Origin of the sequence: Pseudodesulfovibrio sp. 7M6 (assembly GCF_050058625.1) — a bacterium.
Classification (GTDB): Bacteria; Desulfobacterota; Desulfovibrionia; order Desulfovibrionales; family Desulfovibrionaceae; genus Pseudodesulfovibrio; species Pseudodesulfovibrio salinus.
In genome coordinates, this window is sequence record NZ_CP188816.1 from 2,628,752 (window position 1) to 2,649,198 (window position 20,447).

At 58.4% G+C, this 20,447-nt stretch carries 16 protein-coding genes and 1 pseudogene; 9 read left to right on the forward strand and 8 right to left on the reverse strand.

Going from position 1 to position 20,447, the window contains the following annotated elements; all coding sequences use genetic code 11:
* Nucleotides 1-14: 14 nt before the first annotated feature.
* The 3 genes from ACI0FG_RS12485 to ACI0FG_RS12495 are packed head-to-tail and all read right to left on the reverse strand — an operon-like array spanning nt 15 to nt 3,432.
* A complete protein-coding gene (locus ACI0FG_RS12485; protein WP_419785332.1) occupies nt 15-782 on the reverse strand; it encodes a nitrogen fixation protein NifH in 768 nt (255 codons plus the stop codon).
* Nucleotides 779-1,867, reverse strand: coding sequence for a [FeFe] hydrogenase H-cluster radical SAM maturase HydE (gene hydE, locus ACI0FG_RS12490; protein ID WP_419785333.1), 1,089 nt, complete (start codon nt 1,865-1,867; stop codon nt 779-781). Before hydE ends, ACI0FG_RS12485 begins: the two co-directional genes overlap by 4 nt.
* Entirely contained in the window at nt 1,810-3,432 is a 1,623-nt protein-coding gene (locus tag ACI0FG_RS12495; protein WP_419785334.1) for a nickel-dependent hydrogenase large subunit, read from the reverse strand. The genes hydE and ACI0FG_RS12495 overlap by 58 nt, the downstream gene beginning before the upstream one ends.
* A gap of 664 nt (nt 3,433-4,096) precedes the next feature.
* On the opposite strand from ACI0FG_RS12495, the gene rsgA reads away from it, so the two are divergent.
* The 7 genes from rsgA to ACI0FG_RS12530 all read left to right on the forward strand — a co-directional run bounded on the left by rsgA (nt 4,097) and on the right by ACI0FG_RS12530 (nt 12,906).
* On the forward strand, nt 4,097-5,206 hold the full coding sequence (gene rsgA / locus ACI0FG_RS12500) for a ribosome small subunit-dependent GTPase A (protein WP_419785335.1): 1,110 nt from the start codon (nt 4,097-4,099) through the stop codon (nt 5,204-5,206).
* 658 nt (nt 5,207-5,864) lie between these two features.
* Nucleotides 5,865-7,004 carry a M28 family metallopeptidase gene (locus ACI0FG_RS12505; RefSeq protein WP_419785336.1) on the forward strand — a complete coding sequence of 380 codons (1,140 nt, stop codon included), beginning with the start codon at nt 5,865-5,867 and terminating at the stop codon, nt 7,002-7,004.
* A gap of 86 nt (nt 7,005-7,090) precedes the next feature.
* The gene (locus tag ACI0FG_RS12510) at nt 7,091-8,926 is read left to right on the forward strand and encodes an ABC transporter substrate-binding protein (RefSeq protein ID WP_419785337.1); all 1,836 of its coding nucleotides are present in this window, start codon (nt 7,091-7,093) and stop codon (nt 8,924-8,926) included.
* Nucleotides 8,927-8,980: 54 nt separating this feature from the next.
* Nucleotides 8,981-10,012, forward strand: coding sequence for an ABC transporter permease (locus tag ACI0FG_RS12515; protein ID WP_419785338.1), 1,032 nt, complete (start codon nt 8,981-8,983; stop codon nt 10,010-10,012).
* A 12-nt stretch (nt 10,013-10,024) separates the two neighbouring features.
* Complete coding sequence (locus ACI0FG_RS12520) at nt 10,025-10,897, forward strand: ABC transporter permease (RefSeq protein WP_419785339.1); 873 nt, start codon at nt 10,025-10,027, stop codon at nt 10,895-10,897.
* 18 nt (nt 10,898-10,915) lie between these two features.
* Nucleotides 10,916-11,911 (forward strand): ABC transporter ATP-binding protein, encoded by a 996-nt coding sequence (locus ACI0FG_RS12525; RefSeq protein WP_419785340.1) that lies wholly within the window; start codon nt 10,916-10,918, stop codon nt 11,909-11,911.
* 14 nt (nt 11,912-11,925) lie between these two features.
* A complete protein-coding gene (locus ACI0FG_RS12530) occupies nt 11,926-12,906 on the forward strand; it encodes an ABC transporter ATP-binding protein (RefSeq protein ID WP_419785341.1) in 981 nt (326 codons plus the stop codon).
* A 129-nt stretch (nt 12,907-13,035) separates the two neighbouring features.
* Here the strand turns inward: ACI0FG_RS12530 and ACI0FG_RS12535 are convergent, their stop codons facing one another.
* From ACI0FG_RS12535 to ACI0FG_RS12545, 3 genes are all read right to left on the reverse strand, one after another.
* Nucleotides 13,036-14,094, reverse strand: coding sequence for a hypothetical protein (locus ACI0FG_RS12535; RefSeq protein WP_419785342.1), 1,059 nt, complete (start codon nt 14,092-14,094; stop codon nt 13,036-13,038).
* A gap of 93 nt (nt 14,095-14,187) precedes the next feature.
* On the reverse strand, nt 14,188-15,297 hold the full coding sequence (locus tag ACI0FG_RS12540; RefSeq protein WP_419785343.1) for a pyridoxal phosphate-dependent aminotransferase: 1,110 nt from the start codon (nt 15,295-15,297) through the stop codon (nt 14,188-14,190).
* Nucleotides 15,281-16,573: a hypothetical protein gene (locus ACI0FG_RS12545; protein WP_419785344.1), complete on the reverse strand. Its 1,293-nt coding sequence runs from the start codon at nt 16,571-16,573 to the stop codon at nt 15,281-15,283. The genes ACI0FG_RS12540 and ACI0FG_RS12545 overlap by 17 nt, the downstream gene beginning before the upstream one ends.
* Before the next feature lie 263 nt (nt 16,574-16,836).
* Here ACI0FG_RS12545 and ACI0FG_RS12550 point away from each other — a divergent pair, with 263 nt between their 5' ends.
* Together ACI0FG_RS12550 and ACI0FG_RS12555 are read left to right on the forward strand one after the other, a co-directional pair.
* Entirely contained in the window at nt 16,837-17,058 is a 222-nt protein-coding gene (locus ACI0FG_RS12550; RefSeq protein ID WP_419785345.1) for a hypothetical protein, read from the forward strand.
* Between the two features lie 336 nt (nt 17,059-17,394).
* Entirely contained in the window at nt 17,395-18,222 is an 828-nt protein-coding gene (locus ACI0FG_RS12555; RefSeq protein WP_419785346.1) for a YkgJ family cysteine cluster protein, read from the forward strand.
* Between the two features lie 215 nt (nt 18,223-18,437).
* Here the strand turns inward: ACI0FG_RS12555 and ACI0FG_RS12560 are convergent.
* Both ACI0FG_RS12560 and ACI0FG_RS12565 read right to left on the reverse strand, forming a co-directional pair.
* Nucleotides 18,438-18,913: pseudogene (locus tag ACI0FG_RS12560) on the reverse strand (transposase).
* 22 nt (nt 18,914-18,935) lie between these two features.
* Nucleotides 18,936-20,411 (reverse strand): MFS transporter, encoded by a 1,476-nt coding sequence (locus ACI0FG_RS12565; RefSeq protein WP_419785347.1) that lies wholly within the window; start codon nt 20,409-20,411, stop codon nt 18,936-18,938.
* Nucleotides 20,412-20,447: the final 36 nt, after the last annotated feature.

Sequence of the window (20,447 nt, forward strand, 5' to 3'; positions counted from 1 at the left end):
TGCGTTGGCCGGGCTCAGGCGGCGTTCCGTTCTTCGGCAAAACCGGAAATGGTCCGGGCCAGATCAATGAAACGCTGCGCCGTGGGCAGCGAGGCATCCCCCTCCACAATGGACTTGCCGTCCTCCTCGAACCGATGAATGGCCGTATCACGAGGGATGACGCCGATGATCGAGGTCTCCATCTCGTGGGCGAACGCCTCCACCCGCTCCACTTCGTCGGCCATGTCGCGGCAGTTGAGGATCAGGCCGCCAAGCTCCGCATAGTTGCGGTCCGCAAAATTGCGCAGGGCCAGAATGATGTTTCGGGCCGCGAGCAAGGCCATTTTCTCCCCCGAAGTAACGATGCACACCTTGTCCGCGAACCCCTCGCGCATGGGCACGGCAATGCCGCCGCAGACCACGTCGGCCAGGATGTCGTAAAGGACCACGTCCGGCTTGTAGATATCATAGGCTCCCATCTCTTCGAGCAGTTCAAAGGCCGTCAGCATTCCCCGGCCGAAGCAGCCCACTCCCGGCGTGGGGCCGCCCACTTCCATGCAGGTGACGTTGCCAAATCCCTGTTTGGCAATGGCGTCCAGGGTCTCCGGCTTGCCGTGTTCCTGAAGGTATTGCAGGATGGGCATGGGTGGGACCCCGCCCAGCAGGTTGATGGTCGAGTCGGTCTTGGGATCGCAGCCGATCTGCATGACACGCTGCCCGTCCATGCCGAGCGCGGCCGATATCCCGGAGGTCACCGTGGATTTGCCGATGCCGCCCTTTCCGTAAATCGCTACCTTTATCAATGCAGTGCTCCTTCCAGTTTGAGTGAGTGCCCCTTGCTCCCGCCAATGTTTCTTCCGGCCCGTGCCACCACGCTCTTCGCCTCTTCCACCGAGACATAGCGCTTGTGGGTGGTGATCTGAAATTCGTATTCGATCTTGTCGTTTTTGCTCTTCAGGAACGGATTGCAGTTGGGCATGATGACATTGGCCCCGCCCTGGGTAAGAGCGCGATACTGCCCGTCATCAGGGTCCAGCGTGGCCACGGTATTGGCCGCCGCCATATGCGTGTTGCCGGTGACCATCCGCGTCAGGGCAAAGACCCGGAGCATCAGTTCGATGTCGCCTGCCGGATCATCCTTGAGCGGGGTTTGGGCATGGGGAATGAACGGGCCGATGTTGATCATGTCCGGCTGAAAGTCCTGAAAAAAGAGGATATCCTCGCACAGGTCTTCCAAGGTCTGGCCCGGCAGGCCGACGATGTTGCCCACACCCACCTGGAAGCCGACCTCGCGCAGCAGTGCGATCAGCTTGAGGCGGTCGTCGAGTCGCAGCCCGGAGCGCATACGCGTATACAGCTCCGGGTTCATGGTCTCATGCTTCATCAGGTACCGCTCGGCCCCGGCGTCCCGAAAGGCGGTCAGGTCCTCGCGGGACCGCATGCCGAGACTCAGGGTGATGGCCACATCCGCCTCACTGAGAATGCGCTCGATGATGGAGCACATCCTGGCCCGGGTGAAATACGAGTCCTCGCCTGATTGCAGGACCACGGTGTGCAGTCCCGCATCCGCGATGGCCAGTGCGGTATCCACGATCTCGTCCTCGGTCATGCGGAACCGCTTGCACTGATGGTTGTCCCTCAGCAGTCCGCAGTAAATATCATTGCATCGGCAGTAGTTGGAAAAATGGACAACGCCGCGCAACTGCACATCGTCGCCCACCTGATCGTGGCGCACCGCATCGGCCGTGTCGAACAGCGCCGCCTGCCCCGCCTCGTCTTTCAAACCATCCAGTATCATTGCCCGATTCATTTTCCGGTTCCTTTGTTCCGCTAGGCTAAGGTCAGGGTGATGCGGCCGGTATCCCGGTCCTCGACCACCACATGGCACCCGTTACAGGGGTCCAGTTCGTGCAGGGTGCGCAGTATTTCCACGGGATGGTTCGCATCGGCCACAGAAGTGCCCAACAGGGCACGCTCAAGCGGACCGCGAACGCCACCGGTGTCACGCGTCGAGAAGTTCCAAAGTGAAGGGATCAGGTAGTCGTGATCAAGGATTCGCCCTTCGCCCCAACGGATGGTGTGCGCCAGAGTACCGCGCGGGACCTCGACCCGGCCGACACCGATGCCCGATGCAGGCAGGCTGAAATCAACCGATCGGATTTTTTCCGTGGCAAGGGTGCGTTCCAGTTCATCCAGCCAGCCATCGACGGAGTCCACCAAAGCGGCGGATTCCACGGCCCGGGAAACGAGCCGCCCCATGGTGGAATTCATGGCCCCGGAGGTGAGACCGGAGGTATCCAGCATGTTCTGTAAATGAAGGGAAATGGCCTGATCCCCGAGGAGCCAGCCGCCCATAACCCGTGCGAGCGGTCCGACCTCGCAGGCCGCAGTTCCATGCCGTGGGGCGGGCAGCCAGAAATAGGCACCCTCGCCCCAAAGAAACGAGGGATCATCCCCATTCGCCACCAACCGATACCGCTGGCGGTCGGGCAAACTCCAATCCGGGTTTCGCTCCTCGCGGACCGCACCGGCGTCAGGGACCGCCGATCTCCAGGATTGAGTGCCGGCGGTGGGAGCAACCAAGCCGCTCCCCGCCACATCGTCCCAGGTCAGAAAAGCCCCTCCCCCGCCAATTCCGGACCAGGTCGGATACATCCCGGCCAATCGGGCCATGTCGGCAGGAAAGACCGTACAGATAAAATCACGACAGTCGGCAAGCGCACCGCGTAACTGCTCCAGAATGCCACAGCCAAGGTCCAGATCATCAGGCAGCCCGCCTATACGGTACGCCTTGAACCCCTTGGGACCGCACTCCAGCAGAGCCAGTGCAGCCTGGATGGACGCCCCGGCCCGAATCGATTCCAGGGAATGCGCGTAAAGAAGCAGGTGCCAAGCGTCCGATCCTTCATATGCGCTTTCCGGCAGGCGCGACTCACGCGACTCGGCCACCAGCCGCAACCGATCCTGTATCAGCCGAAAATGGTCCGCGTCCTGTCCCAAAGGCCCTGCCAGAACGGCGGCTTCGGCCGTATCGGCACGCAAGGCCCGGTCCAGACTGACCCAATCGGAAAAATGGAATTGATAGACATGGAGCAGATGCTCCTGAATACACCGCAGGGACTGGACCAGTCTTCGAACCAGGACCGCGCAGTGCGGCAACGTCACTCCGGCCAGATTCTCCACGGCCCGGATGGCGGCCAGAGCATGGCCGTCATTGCACAGGCAGTGCGCCTGATGCACAAAGTCGGGTCGACCCTTGGCATCCAGCTTCCCCTTGAGCAGCACGTCCATGTTGCGCATCATACGCCCCGTGCTCCAGGCCTCGTCCACCCTGCCGCCCACAAGACGAACGCGGGTGACGAACGCATTGCCACGGCAGGCGACGACCTGCGGTTCTCCGGCACCGGTCCGGATATCAGATTCGACCATTCGGGCGGTCATTGCTTGTGTCATTAAGCCTCCTCGGTAATCCCGACGAGGAAGGAGGGGGAGCGGCGACGCTGACAGGGCGAAAGTCACGTCGAGACGCGCTCGCCCTAGGGTCAGAAACTCCCTTCCCGCAGGATGCGTTCACAACTTGGTTGTGGAGGTGACACGCTAGTCCCAATCGTAACACGAGTCAATCCTGTATGCTGCATTTTTGCTACGAATATTTTATTTGTATGCGCTCAGAACTTATTGCCTGTCCGGACACTGTGCCGTTGCGGCCGTGCTTTTCCTCCGGCTACCGGCAGAGGGAGGGCACACTGGACCGCGTCCTCCAACCACCCAAAAACCATAACGATTGACACCTATCGGGTATTCGGACAGTGTGCGTTCATAACCACCAAGGAGTCTGGATGTTCACCCGGTTTATTGATCTTGTGTCCGACGTTGCCGAAACAAACGGCAATCGACAGGATTAAACCGCCCTTCCCCCGCAACCAGTCAGTGTTGCGCCCCGGCTGCATCGGCCGGTTTGATCCTTGTTTCGCCTGAAACAAGCCTTTTGTCGTTCCCTTTGTTTCCGCAACGCCCCCACCATCCCCAAGTACCCGAAGTCCGCAGCCACACGCCACGGACTTCGACAGCTATCACATGGCCGCTCTCGGCGGCCGCACTGAAAATGGTGAGACAAATGACCAATCGAATGGAAACACCGACATATACATCTCATGAAACGAAACAACTCCATGCCCTGGGCTGGAACGAAGACTTCGACCACGCAGTGGCGGACATGGGCGGACACCCTGGTCAAATAGGCCGCGTGCTCAGTGTCCGGCGAGGACGGTTTCTGGTAACGGACGGGCAGGAGGAACGGCTCTGCGCCCCTGCCGGGAGACTGCTGCACGGACAGGGACGAGACTATCCCGTTACCGGAGACTGGGTCTTCTTTGATGACGCCGTCGTCACCGAGGTGATCCCGCGCAAGAGCCTCCTTACCCGTGGCGAGGCCGGTTCGCGCGGAGGCCGGGCAGGGACGGCACAGCGCGAGCAGGCCATTGCCGCCAATCTTGATATGGTGTTCATCGTCTGCGGGCTGGACCGGGATTACAACGTCAGGCGGCTGGAGCGCTACCTGACCCTCGTCCAGAACTGCGCACTCTCCGCCGTGGTGGTGCTGACCAAGGCCGATCTGCACGCGGACACGACGCCCTTTCAACTGGAAGCGGAAAGCATCGCCTTGGGCACGCCCGTCATAGTGACGTCCATGCTGGACGGAAGGGGGAAACAGGAGATCAAGGACCTCCTCCCCCCCGGCCGCACCGTTGCCATGATCGGTTCGTCCGGCGCAGGCAAGTCCACCCTCGCCAACATGCTGCACGGCAGCGACATCCAGCCGACCGGCAACGTAAGCCAGAGCGTGGGCAAGGGTCGCCATACGACCACCGCGCGGGAGATTATCCTCCTGCCGGGAGGAGGCCTGCTCATGGACAACCCCGGCATCCGCGAGATCGCCTTCCATGAGACCGGCCAAGGGGTGGACGCATCGTTTGCGGATATCCGGCAATTGGCCGAGTCGTGCCGTTTCGCAGATTGCTCGCACCGGAACGAACCGGGTTGCGCCGTCCTGGCCGCCGTGGAACTTGGCGACCTCTCCCCCGCACGTCTGGAAAACTACCAGAAGATGAAACGCGAGCTCGACTTCCTTTCCGAACGCAGCGCCAAGAGTGCGGACCGCGTTGAGAAGGAACGCTGGCGTGGCATTGCCAAGCGAATCAAGCGCATCAACAAGGACAGGCCATAGCTCTGCGTCATTACGCCCCCCGGTAAGTGATCGGGAATGAAACGCCTACAGGCGGGTATCAGCACACTTGCGGATACCCGCCTTTTACTTTGCAGAGGCAAAAGATGTGCGCCGCACCAGGAAGCCCGGCCGCCTCAACCGCACAAAAAAATAACGAAAACGGGAAACAGCCTTTTCAGGCTTCATCACGCCGTAAGAAAGCGATCCTACCCCCCTGCAAATCCCCGGGAATCCGCTGATGACATTGCCGATAGACCAAGTTACCGCAAGGTAATTCTCCCCTTTCTTGTGGCCAAAATGCGAACAGCCAAAAATGTATCCTCACAAAAACGTAACAAAACGAGCAGTCCAGCTGTGACAATTCACTGTTTTTTGCGCATCGGCAATCAGTCGTCACATTCAACACACCTGAATATAAAGGTAATATTTTTTAACAGACCCAAAAACCGCCATCTGGCCCCCATCTTGCTTGGGACCCGGCATCATGTAATGCAAAAATCCCTGAAGCGTCTTGAAACCAAATCGACTCGGGCGTTTTTCCTTGTTGCCACGCCGTACGAATGCTCGGGGTTATCACAGACCGCAACACAGGGTTGATCTACTACACATAAGAAATGGCCCGGCACCCATGTCCGCGACCTGTTCCAAGGAGAAGTTCATGCTGAAAGCTGGTGAAATCACAAAACATCTTTCCGAAGCCATCGGTCCGCGTTACGCCGGTTCGGAAGGAGAGAAAAAGGCCGCCGAATACATCGCTGACCAAATGGAGACACTCGGCCTCGAAGTCTCTACCCAGGAATTCAAATTCATCGGTTGGGAAGTGGACCGCCACCCGTCCCTGACAATGCTCACGCCCGAAAAGAAAACAATGGACGTGGGCCTTTTCATGTATAGCGACTCGACCCCGGAAGGCGGCGTGACCGGCAAGCTGGAATATGTGGGCACCATGTACATCGCCACCGGCTTCTTCGAATGGCCCAAATACGCGGTGGTGGACGACGACGGCAATCACCTGGCCTACATCGTGGCCCACGTGGACGGGCCAGCCAACAATTTTGTACTTTACGATTTAGGGCATAATTACGGATGCGCCCCCTATGTGGTCATAGCCAAAGAGGATCACGAGTATTTCAACGAGCAGTTGGCCAAGGGCGCGGAGATCACCGTGACCGTGGACATCGCAGGCCACATCGCTCCCGGCAAGGTCTCCCGCAACGTCATCGGCACCCTGAAGGGCAGCGCTCTGCCCGATGAGGAAATCGTGGTCTGCGGCCACTATGACAGCAGCCCGGATTCCCCGGGTGCCTGCGACAATGCCAGCGGCGTGGACGCCATGCTCCTGGTGGCCCAAAAGATGATCGACGCCGGGGTCAAAAAGACCATCCGCTTCATCGCCTTCGGAGCCGAGGAAAACGTCTCCTACGGTTCCAACTATTTTGTCTCCACCCTCAAGGAGCGGGGCGAACTGGCCCGGGTCAAGAACGTCATCAACCTGGACATGGTGGGACAGGGCGAGACCCTGATGACCACGGTATCACCGGCCAGTTTCCAGCAGCAGGTCCAGGCGGCCTTTGCGGAAACCATCGAAGGCGAATTCGACATCGCCTGGGGCGACCGCCAGTTCCAGGTCAGCGACCACTACCCCTTCCATATGGAAGGCATCCCCTCGGTCATGCTCCTGTTCTGGCCCTATGACTACTACCACCAGAGCACGGACACCTACGACAAGGTCGATCCCGACCGCATAGCAAAAACGGCCAAGGCGGCGGAGAGCATCGCCCGCGCCCTGACCCTCTAGTTGCCGCGCACCCGATATTTTGCCCTATGAGAATGCATTCTCCGTTCGCGGAGGATGTAGTGCAAACCTTAAAAGAGGATGAGAGAATGATGAAAAAACTGTTGTTGGGCGCCCTGTGCACGATGCTGTTCTGCACCACTGCCTGGGCTGTCAAAAATCCCGATACGCTGATCGAGGCGGTAAGCGCCAACCAGCAATCCCTGGACCCATACTTCCAATACGACCTTTCCTCCAACGAGCCGGTCAAGAACGTCTACGAGAACCTGCTCGCATGGGACGGCGAAAGCGTCACCAAGCTGCTGCCACATCTGGCCACCAAGGTCCCGACCATGGAAAACGGCCTGATCTCCAAGGACGGCAAGACCTACCGTTTCCCGATCCGCAAGGGCGTGACCTTCCAGAACGGCAATGCCTTCACCCCCTCCGACGTGAAATACACCTTTGAGCGCGCCATGATTTTCGACCGCGCGGGCGGTCCTTCCTGGATGCTGCTGGAGCCCATCACCGGCTACTCTTCCATAGAGGCCCTGGTGGAGGACAAGACCGGCACTCCCTACGCCAAGATGTTCGATGCGGACGGCAAGATTCTGCCCCAGTACAAGTCCGTGCTGACCGACGTGTTCAAGAAGTACATCGCCCCCACCGTTTCCGTTGACGGCGACGACGTGGTCGTCAAACTGGCCGCCCCCTATGCTCCGTTCCTGTCCGAGTTGCCGCAGGGCGCGGGCTGGTGCTCCATCCTGGACAAGGAATGGTGTGCCGAGGTTGGTGCCTGGGACGGCAAGGCCGACGACTGGTGGGAATTCCATGATCCCAAGGCCGAAAAGGACCCCCTGTACGACAAGATGAACGGCACCGGTCCCTACAAGCTGGTGGAATGGAACAACGGCGTCAGCCTGACCCTGACCCGCAACGACAACTACTGGGGCAAGAAACCCGCGGTCAAGAACGTCAAGATCGTCACCATGCCCGAATGGTCCACCCGCAAGGCGGCCCTGCTGGCCGGTGACGTGGACATGGCGGACGTGGACGCCCAGTACGTTTCCCAGGTCGAAGGCAAGGACGGCATCCGCGTCTACAAGGGACTGGATCAGCTCTCCCTGTACATGCTCTTCTTCAATCAGGAGATCACCACCAAGGGCGGCAACCGCTACATCGGTTCCGGCAAACTGGACGGCGAGGGCATCCCGGCCGACTTCTTTGCCGATGTCCATGTGCGCCGCGCCTTCAAGTACATGTACGACGCCAACACCATCATCAAGGACGTCATGGGCGGCAACGCCCAGCAGGCCTACGGCCCGGTCGTCAAGCCCCTGCTGGGCTATGATGCCGAAGGTGCCGCCAGCGCCCGCTACAACCTGCAGAAGGCCAAGGAAGAGTTCAAGCTCGCCCTGGGCGGCCAGCTGTGGGAAAAGGGCTTCAAGTTCACCATCGCCTATGCCACCGGCCGTACCGATACCAAGGCCGTCATCGACATGCTGACCTACAACGCCCGCGCCATCAATCCCAAGTTCAAGATCGAGTCCCAGAGCTTTGCCTGGAACACGCTGCTGGCCGACTACCTCCAGGGCTTCTACCCCATGTGGGCCCTGGAATGGAACGCCGACTACCCGGACCCGCACAACATGGCCTACCCCATCCTGCACCACACCGGTTTCTACGGTTCCGCCCTGGGCGCTCCGTATGCCGAGTGGGCCAAGAAGAACGTGGAGCCTCTGCTGGACCAGGGTATTCGCGAGTTCGACCAGACCAAGCGCGAGGCCCTGTACAAGGAGATCTGCAAGAAGTCCGAGGACGATGCCGTAATCATGTTCCTGTACCAGCCGACCCGCATCCACGTGGAACGCGACTGGGTCAAGGGATGGTTCAACAACGCCATCAATGAAAGCCACGGCCGCCACTTCTACCTGCTGAGCAAATAACGACCAACCCGGAGTCCCGGTGCGGCCCGCCGCACCGGGACCCCATTTTACGCCATGTTTACCTACATCATCAGACGGCTGCTGCTTATCCCCGTGACCCTCTTCGGAGTGTCCATATTCGTTTTCGGCATGATGCAACTGCTCAATCCGTACCAGTTGCTGAGCGCCTACGTAAGCTCCCCGGCGGAACTCAAGGGGGACAACGCCGAACGGCTCATCGCCAAATACGGCCTGGACCAACCGCTGCCCATCAAATACGCCCGCTGGGCGGGCAACGTGCTTGAGGGAGACCTCGGCTGGGCGGAATCCGCCAGTATGCCGGTCTCCACGGCCATCAAAAAGAAATTTCCCCTGACCCTGGAACTTGCCCTGTACGCCTTTTTCCCCATCATTCTCGGCGGCATCTGGATAGGCAAGAAGACGGCGGTCAAACACAACTCGTTCTTCGACTACGCCACACGAATATTTGTCATAACAGGCTGGTCCTTTCCGGACTTCGTGTTCGGGCTGATCATCATCATGATCTTCTACAGCGCACTGGGGTGGTTTCCACCGGGGGTGCTGAGCAACTGGGCCGAGCAGGCCACCAACGCTCCGGGCTACGCGTCCTACACCGGCCTCATTACCCTGGACGCCCTGCTCAACGGACGGGTGGACATCTTCCTGGACGGGCTGCGCCACCTGATGGGGCCGATCATCGTCATGACCTACCTGTGGTCCGCCTTCCTGATCCGCATCACCCGCTCCGGCATGCTGGACGTGCTGCACAAGGACTACATCCGCACGGCCCGCGCCAAAGGGCTGCCGGAAAAGCAGATCGTCAACAAGCACGCGGCCAAGAACGCCATGATCCCCGTGGTCACCGTGGCCGGCAGGCTGGTCATCTACATGCTGGCCCAGACCGTCATCATCGAGACCATCTTCAACCGGCCGGGCATGGGCAAGTTCATTGCCCACGCCGCCCAGCAGCTGGACTATTCCGGCATTCTCGGCGGCACCCTGTTCTTCGCCCTGCTCCTGGTCCTCGGCAACCTGATCATCGATGTGCTGTACGCGTTCTACGATCCGCGCATCCAATTGAAGTAAGAGAACGGCATCATGAGACTTGATCGAGAAACCAAACGCAAACTTCGGAAACTGTTCACGAACCCGACGGCCGTCATCGGATTCGCCCTGTTGCTGTTCTTCGTCCTGGTGGCCATCTTCGCCCCCCTGCTGGCACCGCCCACCGAGGGGATCAGCCCGTATATCATCCCACGGCACGGGTTCCTGACCACGCCCAAGCCGCCCACCGCCGACCTGATTTTCGGCACAACCGAGGGGCAGTACGACATCTACTATGCCTGCGTATGGGGCACCCGTACCGCCTTTGCCGTCGGCTTCGCCGTGGTGCTCACCACCACGCTCATCGGCATCATACTCGGCTCCATCTCCGGCTATTTCCGGGGAAAAATCGACGAGTGCATCATGCGCGTGACGGATATCTTCATGTCCATCCCGTTCCTGATCGCGGTCATGGTACTGACCACCCTGCTCGGCAAAGGGCTGGACAAAGTGGTCATCGCCCTCATCGCCTTTGACTGGATGGATACGGCCCGGCTCATCCGGGGCAACATCATGCAGGCGCGCGAAGAGGAATACATCCAGGCGGCCAGAGCCCTCGGGTTCAGCAACATGCGGATCATCTGCAACCACCTGCTGCCAAACACCATCTTCCCGGTCATCATCCAGGCCAGTATGCGCATAGGCACCCTGGTGGTCACGGCCTCGGCCCTGAGCTTCCTGGGCCTCGGCGCGTCGCAGGACTACGCGGACTGGGGGCAGATCATCAGCTACTCCCGCAACTGGCAGGGGCTCGAATACTGGTACGCGGTATTCTTCCCTGCCCTGGCCATGGTCCTGTTCGTCCTCTCCTGGAACCTTATCGGCGACGCCCTGCGCGACGTGTTCGATCCCAAAATCAAGGCCTAAGAGCCAAGGCATATTCTCATGGAAGACATTCTGTTATCCGTCAAAGACCTGCAGACCCATTTCTTTACGGACGAAGGGGTCATCAAGGCCGTGGACAAGGTCTCCTTCGACGTGCGCAAGGGCAAGACCCTCGGCGTGGTCGGCGAGTCCGGCTGCGGCAAGTCGATGACCACTCTGTCCATCCTCCGGCTGGTGGACAAGCCCGGCCGCGTGGTCGGCGGGGACATCACCTTCAAGGACAAATCCATCCTGGCCATGGGCGACGAGGAACTGCGCACCCTGCGCGGCAATCAGATATCCGTCATTTTCCAGGACCCCATGACCGCGCTGAACCCGGTCCTGACCATCGGCGACCAGCTCAGCGAGGTGCTCATCACCCACCACGGCATGGGCAAGAAAAAGGCCCTGGATCTGGTTGTGGACATGCTCGCCAAGGTCGGCATCACCGAACCGGCGAAACGGCTCGACCAGTACGTGCATAACCTCTCGGGCGGCATCCAGCAGCGGTGCATGATCGCCATGGCCCTGCTCTGCAAGCCGGAACTGCTCATCGCGGACGAACCCACCACGGCCCTGGACGTGACCATCCAGGCCCAGATTCTGGAACTGCTGCGGGACCTGCAGGAGGAGCTGGGCACCACCATCATCTTCATCACCCACGACCTCGGCGTCATTGCCGAGCTGGCCGACGACGTCATCGTCATGTACGGCGGCAAGGTGGTGGAGTCCGCCGAGGTGCACACCTTCTTCAAAAAGCCGCTCCACCCCTATTCCTGGGGATTGCTGCGCTGCCTGCCCAGCATCGATGAGGAAGAGGAGGAACTCTACACCATCAAGGGCATCGTCCCCAGCCCGCTGGAACTGACCAAGGGGTGCAAGTTCAACACCCGCTGCCCCTATGCGCAGGAACGGTGCATGAACGAACTCCCTCCCCTTGCCGAGGTGGAACCAGGACACAAGGTGGCCTGCCACCGCTGGAATGAAAATCTCTTTGCCCAGGAAAACAACGGCTAACACGGATACAGACCATGGAACCGATAATCGACGTACGCAATCTCAAGAAATATTTTCCGATCTACGCTGGGCTGTTCCAGCGGCGGGTTGGCTGGGTCAAGGCCGTTGACGATGTGTCCTTCAAGCTCTACCCCGGCGAAATCCTCGGCCTGGTGGGCGAATCCGGCTGCGGCAAGACCACCACGGGCAAGACCATGATCAATCTGGAACAGGCCACCGAAGGCAACGTCATCCTGAACCTGCCCGGCCAGGAGCAGATCGACATCGCGTCCCTGAGCCCCCGGCAGTGCCGGGCCATCCGCAAACACGCCCAGATCGTCTTTCAGAACCCCTACGGCTCCCTGAACCCTCGCCAGACCGTGTCCCAGATGTTCAGCGAGATCATCCGGGTCTACAAGCTGACCGACTCGCGCAAGGCGTCGGCCGAGCTGATCAACCACTACATGGACCTCGTGGGGTTGCAGCGCGCGGACCAGAACAAGTTCCCCCACGAATTCAGCGGCGGCCAGCGCCAGCGCATCGGCATCGCCCGCTCGCTGATCATCCAGCCCAAGGTCGTGGTCTGCGACGAGCCGGTCTCCGCCCTGGACGTTTCCATCCAGGCACAGATCATCAACCTGCTGGCGCGCCTGCGGGAAAAGCTGGACCTGACCCTGCTCTTCATCGCCCACGACCTGGCCGTGGTAAAACACATCTGCGACCGGGTGGGCGTCATGTACCTGGGCAAGCTGGTGGAGATAGCGCCCAAAAAGGAACTCTACTCCAACCCCCGGCACCCCTATACCCAGGCCCTACTCTCGGCCCTGCCGGTGCCCGACCCAACGCGCAAGTGCAACCGCATCCTGCTCGAAGGAGAAATCCCGAGCCCGGTCAATCCGCCATCCGGCTGCCGGTTCCACACCCGCTGCCCCAAGGCCCAGCCCATCTGCTCCGTGGAAGAGCCGGAACTCGCCACCTGCGACAACGGCGGCCGCGTGGCCTGCCACTTCGCCTAGGCCAGACGGCACTTCCCCGAAAATCATCTGCCAATAAAAAAGGACTTCAGGTTATTTGCCTGAAGTCCTTTTTCTTGACCAAATGCAAAAGACACAGGGGATGTCACCCCTCAGCGTCAGGCTACGCCCTTAGGAAGCGGCCGAAGGCAACGTCCGCAAGTCGGACTCGATCATTTGCATGATCGCCTTGGCCATGTCCGTAAGCAGGAGCGGCTTGGACAAATCCGGGGAGCCTGCCACCTTCTGCATCAGCAGGGCGTCCCTATCAAACCACAGGGGGAGCAGACCGCCGAAGAAATATCCCTGTTTCTTGGCGGCAGCCACGGCCGTGGAAGAGCCGGGGAGCCACAATGGCAGCACGAGTTGATACGCGTGCCTGCCCGGGTAGTCCCGTTCCATTTCGGCAATACGTTCGGCCAAATCGCTGCCCAGGGTCGATACTTCCATTTTGGCCACATCCGACTCGCCGAATGCCTGTACCGAATACTCCACCGGCCCGGAGGCAGCCAGGCCTTCCGCACCCGCCATATCCCGGACAAAGGTCCGCTCCAGCTCCAAATCCTTATATATCCCCCTGAGCTGCGCGTCATATTGTTCGGGCAGATATATCTCGTCCGGCCGATCGCCCATCAGGACCAAGCCGTCCAGGAGGGAGATGCGCCCATAGGCGCCGGCCTCGCCCGGACGGGGCGGCATCGGTTCTATTTCCAGTGCGCAGTGATGGCCGCTGACGACCCGGGCGAGCTTCTGCGTCGTCAGGATATCACACACGCTCTGACCATATATGGCGTTGAGTCCCAGGTGCTCGGGGGGATTGTTGTGTATTTGGCGTACCATCCGCAGACCGACGGACGTGTTCCGGTAGTCGGGATGAACCATCCAGGACCCAGCTTCCATGATCCGGCGGCCCGGAGCCGAGCGGAACAGGGCATAGAGACCCACAATATCTCCCCCCGGCGTACGGCCGACAACCTGAAAGAGATCGTCCCCCTGATTGATACGGACCAATTCCTCGGGATCGTACACATGATCCACGGGGAATATCTCTCCGTAGATGGCATAATAAAGCCGCGCGACACCGATGGCATCCTCGGGCCGGAAGTAGTCCACCTCGAACTTCTGTCCCGGCGCAATGACATAGGCCTCTTCCCGCAACCGTCTCAAATTTTCTTCTCTGCTATGGCTCATTTTCAATCTCCGTTCGTCTCAACTGTCCCCGCAGGGAAAGAGCACAAGGCAGACGCAACTGCCCTCCACTCAACTCGATATCAGGTTGGATTATTAGCGGAACAAGTCCTTCATGACCTCGGCAAACTCTTCCAGCACCGGCGTGCGCACCAGGCTGACACGAATCCAGTTGGGGAAGCGGAAACCCGTCATGGTGCGGACCAGCAGGCCCCGCCGCAACAACCTGCGTTGCAGCAGGGTGTCGGAAACAGGCGTGCGGATCATGGCGTAATTGCCCTCGCCGATGACGTGCTCCAACCCGAGGGTTTCGCAGGTTGCACGGATGATCTCCCGGCCGCGACGGACCATGGCCCGCGTCTCTTCAATAAACGGCGAGCGGTCCAGCAGCGCGGCCCGAGCCGCCATCTGGGCCATGGTATTCACGGAATAGGCGACATGGGCGCGGGTGATGATGTCTGTTACATCCTCTCCGGCACAGAGATAGCCCACCCGCAGCGCGGCCAGTGCGTACATCTTTGAAAAAGTCCGAAAGACCACGAGGTTGGGGTATTCACTCAGCAGTTTGATGCAGTCCGGATAGTCGGGACGCTCCACGTATTCGAAATAGGCCTCGTCCGCCACCACGATGCACCGGCCATCCACCTCGTCCAGAAAACGGCGCATGGTGGCCTCGTCCCAGTAGCTCCCGGTCGGGTTATTGGGATTGCAGACAAAGACCAGCTTGGTCCGCTCGTCAATGGCGGCCAACATGCCTTCCGGGTCGAACCGCAGGTTCTGGTCCAGCGGAATCAATCGGGCCTCAAGGCCGGAAAACTCCGCCACCCACTCATACACGGCAAAGGTTTTGTCCGCAGTGACGATGTTGTCGCCCGGCTCACAGAACGCCTTGACCACGCTCGAAATCAGCTCACACGATCCGTTGCCCACCAGAAATTGCGACCGGTCCGGGCCAAGTGTCTCGGCCAGCGCCTCCCGCAGATCCTGGCTGTCGCCATGCGGATATATGGGCACGATGCCGGACTGGATCCCGGCCAACAGCTCGCGCACGGCAGGTGCGGGGCCGAGCATGTTCTCGTTGTTGTTCAGCCGGTGCAGATAATCCAGGCCGTTGAGACGCATGAGTTCGGCGTCAGGCGGACTTGGTCTGTACGGATCGAAGAGCCGGATGTGCTCCGGAATGAGGCTATCAAGATTCAGAGGCATATCGGAAAATCAGCGTATCGGCCTGCCCACCGTGGGGCAACAGGAGTTCGGGACGGAATCCGCACTGCAGGAGGGGCTCTCCCATGGCGACATGCCATCCCTTGCCAAGGTCGATTTCAAAAAAAATATTTTTATACCCTGCCGACGCAAGGGAGGAAACGTGCCGGGCAATGTTGTCGCCCATATCCGCGCCGTTAAGCTCCGGGTGCAGAAAGACCTCGCTCAGGGCCGGAACAAGACGAACCCCAATAACCGATCCAGACGGCACGGCCTCGCCAAGATCGCTCACCGGCCGCAAGTCTCGCATCAACTCCAGGGAGTCATAACGATCACGCAGAAAATCCGTCAGCGCATCCTGCGTCCAGACAGCGGCCCCGAAGTCCTCCTGAAGCATCCGTCCCCAAACGGGATGGACGACCGGTTCAGCCTGCCCTTCCAGTTGGTAGGGCAGCTCGGCCAACTTTTCAAAACCATGCACGTCCAGCGGTTCCGTGGCCAGACTGCTAAAGATGGTACGGGCGCGAGTCCGTCCGACCTGCCGCAACATGGCGGTAATGAGTTCTCCGGCCATGGTGCCGTCCGAGGAAAAATCATAGGGCCCGAAGAAGGTCACACTCTGCTCGGATCGCATTCGCCAGAAAATGATACCGCACAAACGGTCTCCGCTGTCCCGCGCGGCAAGGGCCGAAAGCTCTCCGGCACGCACGAGGTCCGCCGTCCGGCCCGGGCTGGAACACCACTCCGGGACAACATGCATCGGATAGAAGCCCTTAATGGAGCTGCACGCCTCCAGCAGCAGCCCGGCGTCACCGGCCTCGGCAAAAATCGGTTTTCCCTGCACCGACACGCGCTTTGCCGGAAAGAAATCCGGCTCAGGGTAGGCCTTGTCCACGCGGAAGACCATCTCCATGCGTCGGGCCTCAAGCCCCACCCGGAATCCGTCCGTCATCCGGGAGGCCAACAACAGCGGCAGGGAGGTCCAGTCGCCATCGTCCTCGCCCGATGGGGCGGAGACAAAATTTAGGGCTGAGAGATTGACGCCCGCCGAAGCAAAGGAACACCCTATCTCCACGCCGGTGGCAATGGGCCGGATGGTCGTCTCTATCTCCCCGACTTCCGCCGCAGCAAGAAACAGCAGCAGTTCCTCCGCGCACTGGACCAATCTCATTCTCTTGGAAGGGTCCAGCCCGAAAACGGCGCCACCCTGCTCTGCTGCGGCCTGCATGAGCCCTGCCCAGGCGGCATCGGCCGGTAGCTGAATATGGATACTCGGCACAGCTGTATTCACCCAAAGCCTCTCTGACACAATTGACCCAAACCACGGCATTCCTTCCGAACACCATCAATGGAAGGCACCGAGGCGAGGCGACACACACCCAAACCTTCGCAACCAGACTTCCGCCAACTTTTCCCAAATGAAACAATGCATCATGCTTCTTTTCACCAGAAATGACAATTCGTCATTACCTGCTGGAATTGCCTTTTTCCCTACTTGATACGCCATTTCCTGCCAATTTGGCCCAATTTACCTCTTCTGGCATGGCCCGTGTTTTTCCGAGAATCAAACATACCTCAAAAGACGTCCCCAATGCGGAGAAACAGAGGCAGGAACGCGACTTCCTGGACGAGTTCACCTTGGTCATCGGCACCCAGATGCTCCACTTCGTTCCCCGCGACAGCATCGTGCAGAAGGCCGAATTCAATAAGAAGACCGTTTGCGAATACGATCCCACGGAGAGTCAAACGAATGAATGGCGATAATCAAGCCGATATTTCCTGTGCCCGAAGGTTTGTGTGTATTCGCGGTTATCCATTTAAATAAAAGGGAAAAACATGGAGGTCCCCGAGGATGCATCGCGGATGCCCGTCAGCAAAGTCGTACATAATGGTACGTTTTGGCTTCCAGATTACATTATAGCGGCAACAACTGTAGCCGATTTAAGTCGGAACGCCCTCCCCTGCCACCGGCCGAGCCATTGCCGTACGGCCCATCCCCCGACTCAGATGAACAATATCTTGACAACATGACCCCAAAGAAACGAATGCAGTGAATGGACGGTTCCCGTCACCCACTTCAGCCTCATTACGAGGTGATCCATGACCTCTCGCACACGCTCAAAATCGGGCAGGACAAAACGATTTCCCAAGCGTTCACTCCGTGGCGGGCAAAACGTTCCGCCGCAGGGATCAGCCCACGAAGAAGCCCTGACCGCCCGGCTCTCGCTTGAACGATCGGAAGCCTTCATTTCCTGCATGGATATTTCCGGCAACGGGGATCTGACAAAAATTTCGGGCGAGCGCATCAAGGCGCTCCACACATTGATGCGGGAGTCCTACGAACTCATGGACTCCATGCTGGGTGAGTTGGAACTTGATCCGCCCATAGCCTGCCAGAGGGGGTGCATTCACTGCTGCTACAATCAGGTGGCCCTAACCGAGCCGGAGGCCCTGTATCTGGGAATGCACCTGCTGGAAACCCGCACCCCGGAACAGCTGAAGGACCTGACGGCCAGGGCGCTGACTCTTACGGAGAAGCTGAACGGCAAGAGCTGGCAGGAAATCGGCATGGCCCGGCACCGCCTGCCCTGCCTTTTCCTGGAAAACGGCAACTGCTCCATATACCCGGCCCGCCCCTTTGCCTGCCGAGGCTGGAACTCGGTGAACGTCAACATGTGCGAGCTCAGCAACATCACCGAGGACGCCATGACGCCCATTGAAAACCACGCCATCATTCGCCAGATAGCCGAAAGCATCCAGCAGGGAATCCTGCGGGGTTCAAAGGCGTTGGGCCTGGAGGCGGGTTACCTGCTCATGACACGCGCCACATCGCTGCTGCTGGAAGCCGGAGCAGAGAAAGGACTGTTGGACTACACCGGGGAGTGGCTGCAAGGCCACCCATTCTTTGCCCGCAAGCGAAGCTGGTAAGCCCGCCCAAACAAGATCCTCCTGTCCGCGTACCGGTCCCAGTACTCTTGGCAAAAAGGTTCCCAGCTCTCAACCATTCCAGCCCACGGGTTTTATTCTCGTGCTTGCCTGAATGAATCAAAGATCCTTTCAGACGAAAGGATTTTAAAAGGGGCTATACCAGACAACTAACCCACATGCTTCTTAATCAACTATTTAATTTTGTTAAACTAACTTTATGGACTTGTGTTGTTAAAACGCCACTCGCATTCCTTTAAGAATTGAAGGGAATTCGTGGTCGGGACGTCGTTAAATTTCCTCATCTGAGTACACGATACTGTCTGGTTGTACTTTCTCACGAATAATCGGCAACAAAGTTTTGCTTTTGGCGTCAGCAATCACCTGTGTGTATACCTTTCCGCCTCTTATCAGAATCTCCAAAACAGGCACCTTGCCTGCGGCTCCTCGACTTCGTTTACCCTTCCGCTTTACTACGAAGTAACTTTCATCGACTTCAAATTCGCCAAAATCCATCCCTTCATAGGCCTCTTCTTCGGCTATGATTTCCCGGAGTCAATGAAAGTAAAAGGCGGCTGTTTCGACATTCAATCCAACCAGATCCGCGGCACAACAAGCAATAATGCCAGCCACAAAATGCTCAATCCATCGGAGCTGTTTTTTTTGGACTCAAACGACTTTTTCGCGTTGCCATACCTAGCCCCCATCTGAAAGCGTCAATTTTGTCTGCATCGACTCCCGTGTAGAGCAAGAGCTACTCCGACGGTGAGACAAAGTCCTCCGGCAAGGAACATGGCCCAATTGAAACCATATGCAGTGGCAGTGTGATAAATATCAATTTCATGCTGTCCAATTGGATGCCTTCCCATCATGAGTGAATGGGCCATAGAGACAGTATCTTCCACACCTGCCGCAGACAATTTTTCCCTAGCGGAAAAAAGAGACACGACATTCATTATCGAGCCCAGAATTGCAATGCCGAATGCCATCCCTGCCTGCCTGAGCGCGTTCATGACAGATGATGCAATCGAAAGGTTTCCGCTATCCGCATGATTCAGCACACTGATACTGGTCGCAGGAACAGCAAGCCCACTTCCAACTCCCAGTAGGCAGAGGCAAAGTCCGGTATACCAATATGGCGTTGTCGCAATCGAGAACCCAAGCGCACTCATGGCGATTCCGATCAGGAGATAGCTTGCCACGAAAAGCTTGTGGCCTGAGAACCGTGCGCTCAGCCTTCCGAACAGGAACGATGCTATCCCGGTAAACGCAAAAGCCGGCACCATCCGACTACCGGCTTGTGTCGCGGTCAACCCTTGAGCCTCTTGGAAAAAAAGGGACAAAAAGAACAGGCTGCTATAATATGAAAATCCCAAAACAAAAGACGCGATGTTCGACAAAGAGAATCCCGAGGACTTGAAAAGTGAAAAAGGGACCAGAGGCTGAACAGCTCTTTTTTCAACGTAAAAGAACACCGGCACCAAGACGAGGGAGATTGAAAAAGTGGCCAAAACCACCGGCGACAGGCCACCGTTTGCGCCACCGGCTTCAATCAAAGCGTAAACCATGCCGCCAATGAACAAAACGCTTAACACTTGCCCGGCGATATCAAGGGGAAGATGCTCTTCCGCGACAGATTCGTGTATTCCCCAGGCACCAAGAAACAGTGTAATGGCCCCAATCGGAATATTGAGAATAAAGATTCCCTCCCACCCGACAGTATCAACCAGGACGCCTCCAAGCCCAGGTCCGCAGATCAAAGCGATTGCCGTGCATGCGGACCAGCCGCCGACAATGCGCGATCTCGCCCGCGCATCTTTGATGGAATGAAAAATAATCGTAAGCGCACCTGGAATAATCAAAGCCGCAAAGCCCCCCTGGAAACCTCGTCCAAGGAGTAACAGGTCGAGACTGTCAGCCACCGAGCATGCAAATGAAGAAAAAACAAAACCCGCTATGCCTACCATCCAAACCCGCTTCATGCCGAACCTGCAACTTAATCCGCCAGCGGCAAGCAAAAAGGCGGCAAGACAAACTGCGTAGGCATCAATAATCCATTGCATCCCCCCCATGGATACATTGAGACTTTGTTGGATAGCGGGAAGAGCGACGTTTACGATACTGATGTCCAAAGTTGCCATGAAGGTTCCAAGATAGGCAGCCGAGACGAGTGCCAGCTTTTTTTTATTCATCTAAAACCCCAAATAGAATTGGCTTTCAGGTTGGTT

Coding starts and splice junctions, on each gene's coding strand:
- ACI0FG_RS12520 (WP_419785339.1), top strand. CDS start 10,025: ATGAGACTTGATCGAGAAACCAAACGCAAACTTCGGAAACTGTTCACG.
- ACI0FG_RS12535 (WP_419785342.1), bottom strand. CDS start 14,094: ATGAGCCATAGCAGAGAAGAAAATTTGAGACGGTTGCGGGAAGAGGCC.
- ACI0FG_RS12525 (WP_419785340.1), top strand. CDS start 10,916: ATGGAAGACATTCTGTTATCCGTCAAAGACCTGCAGACCCATTTCTTT.
- ACI0FG_RS12510 (WP_419785337.1), top strand. CDS start 7,091: ATGATGAAAAAACTGTTGTTGGGCGCCCTGTGCACGATGCTGTTCTGC.
- ACI0FG_RS12565 (WP_419785347.1), bottom strand. CDS start 20,411: ATGAATAAAAAAAAGCTGGCACTCGTCTCGGCTGCCTATCTTGGAACC.
- ACI0FG_RS12550 (WP_419785345.1), top strand. CDS start 16,837: ATGGCCCGTGTTTTTCCGAGAATCAAACATACCTCAAAAGACGTCCCC.
- ACI0FG_RS12530 (WP_419785341.1), top strand. CDS start 11,926: ATGGAACCGATAATCGACGTACGCAATCTCAAGAAATATTTTCCGATC.
- ACI0FG_RS12515 (WP_419785338.1), top strand. CDS start 8,981: ATGTTTACCTACATCATCAGACGGCTGCTGCTTATCCCCGTGACCCTC.
- rsgA (WP_419785335.1), top strand. CDS start 4,097: ATGACCAATCGAATGGAAACACCGACATATACATCTCATGAAACGAAA.
- ACI0FG_RS12495 (WP_419785334.1), bottom strand. CDS start 3,432: ATGACACAAGCAATGACCGCCCGAATGGTCGAATCTGATATCCGGACC.
- ACI0FG_RS12555 (WP_419785346.1), top strand. CDS start 17,395: ATGACCTCTCGCACACGCTCAAAATCGGGCAGGACAAAACGATTTCCC.
- ACI0FG_RS12505 (WP_419785336.1), top strand. CDS start 5,865: ATGCTGAAAGCTGGTGAAATCACAAAACATCTTTCCGAAGCCATCGGT.
- ACI0FG_RS12540 (WP_419785343.1), bottom strand. CDS start 15,297: ATGCCTCTGAATCTTGATAGCCTCATTCCGGAGCACATCCGGCTCTTC.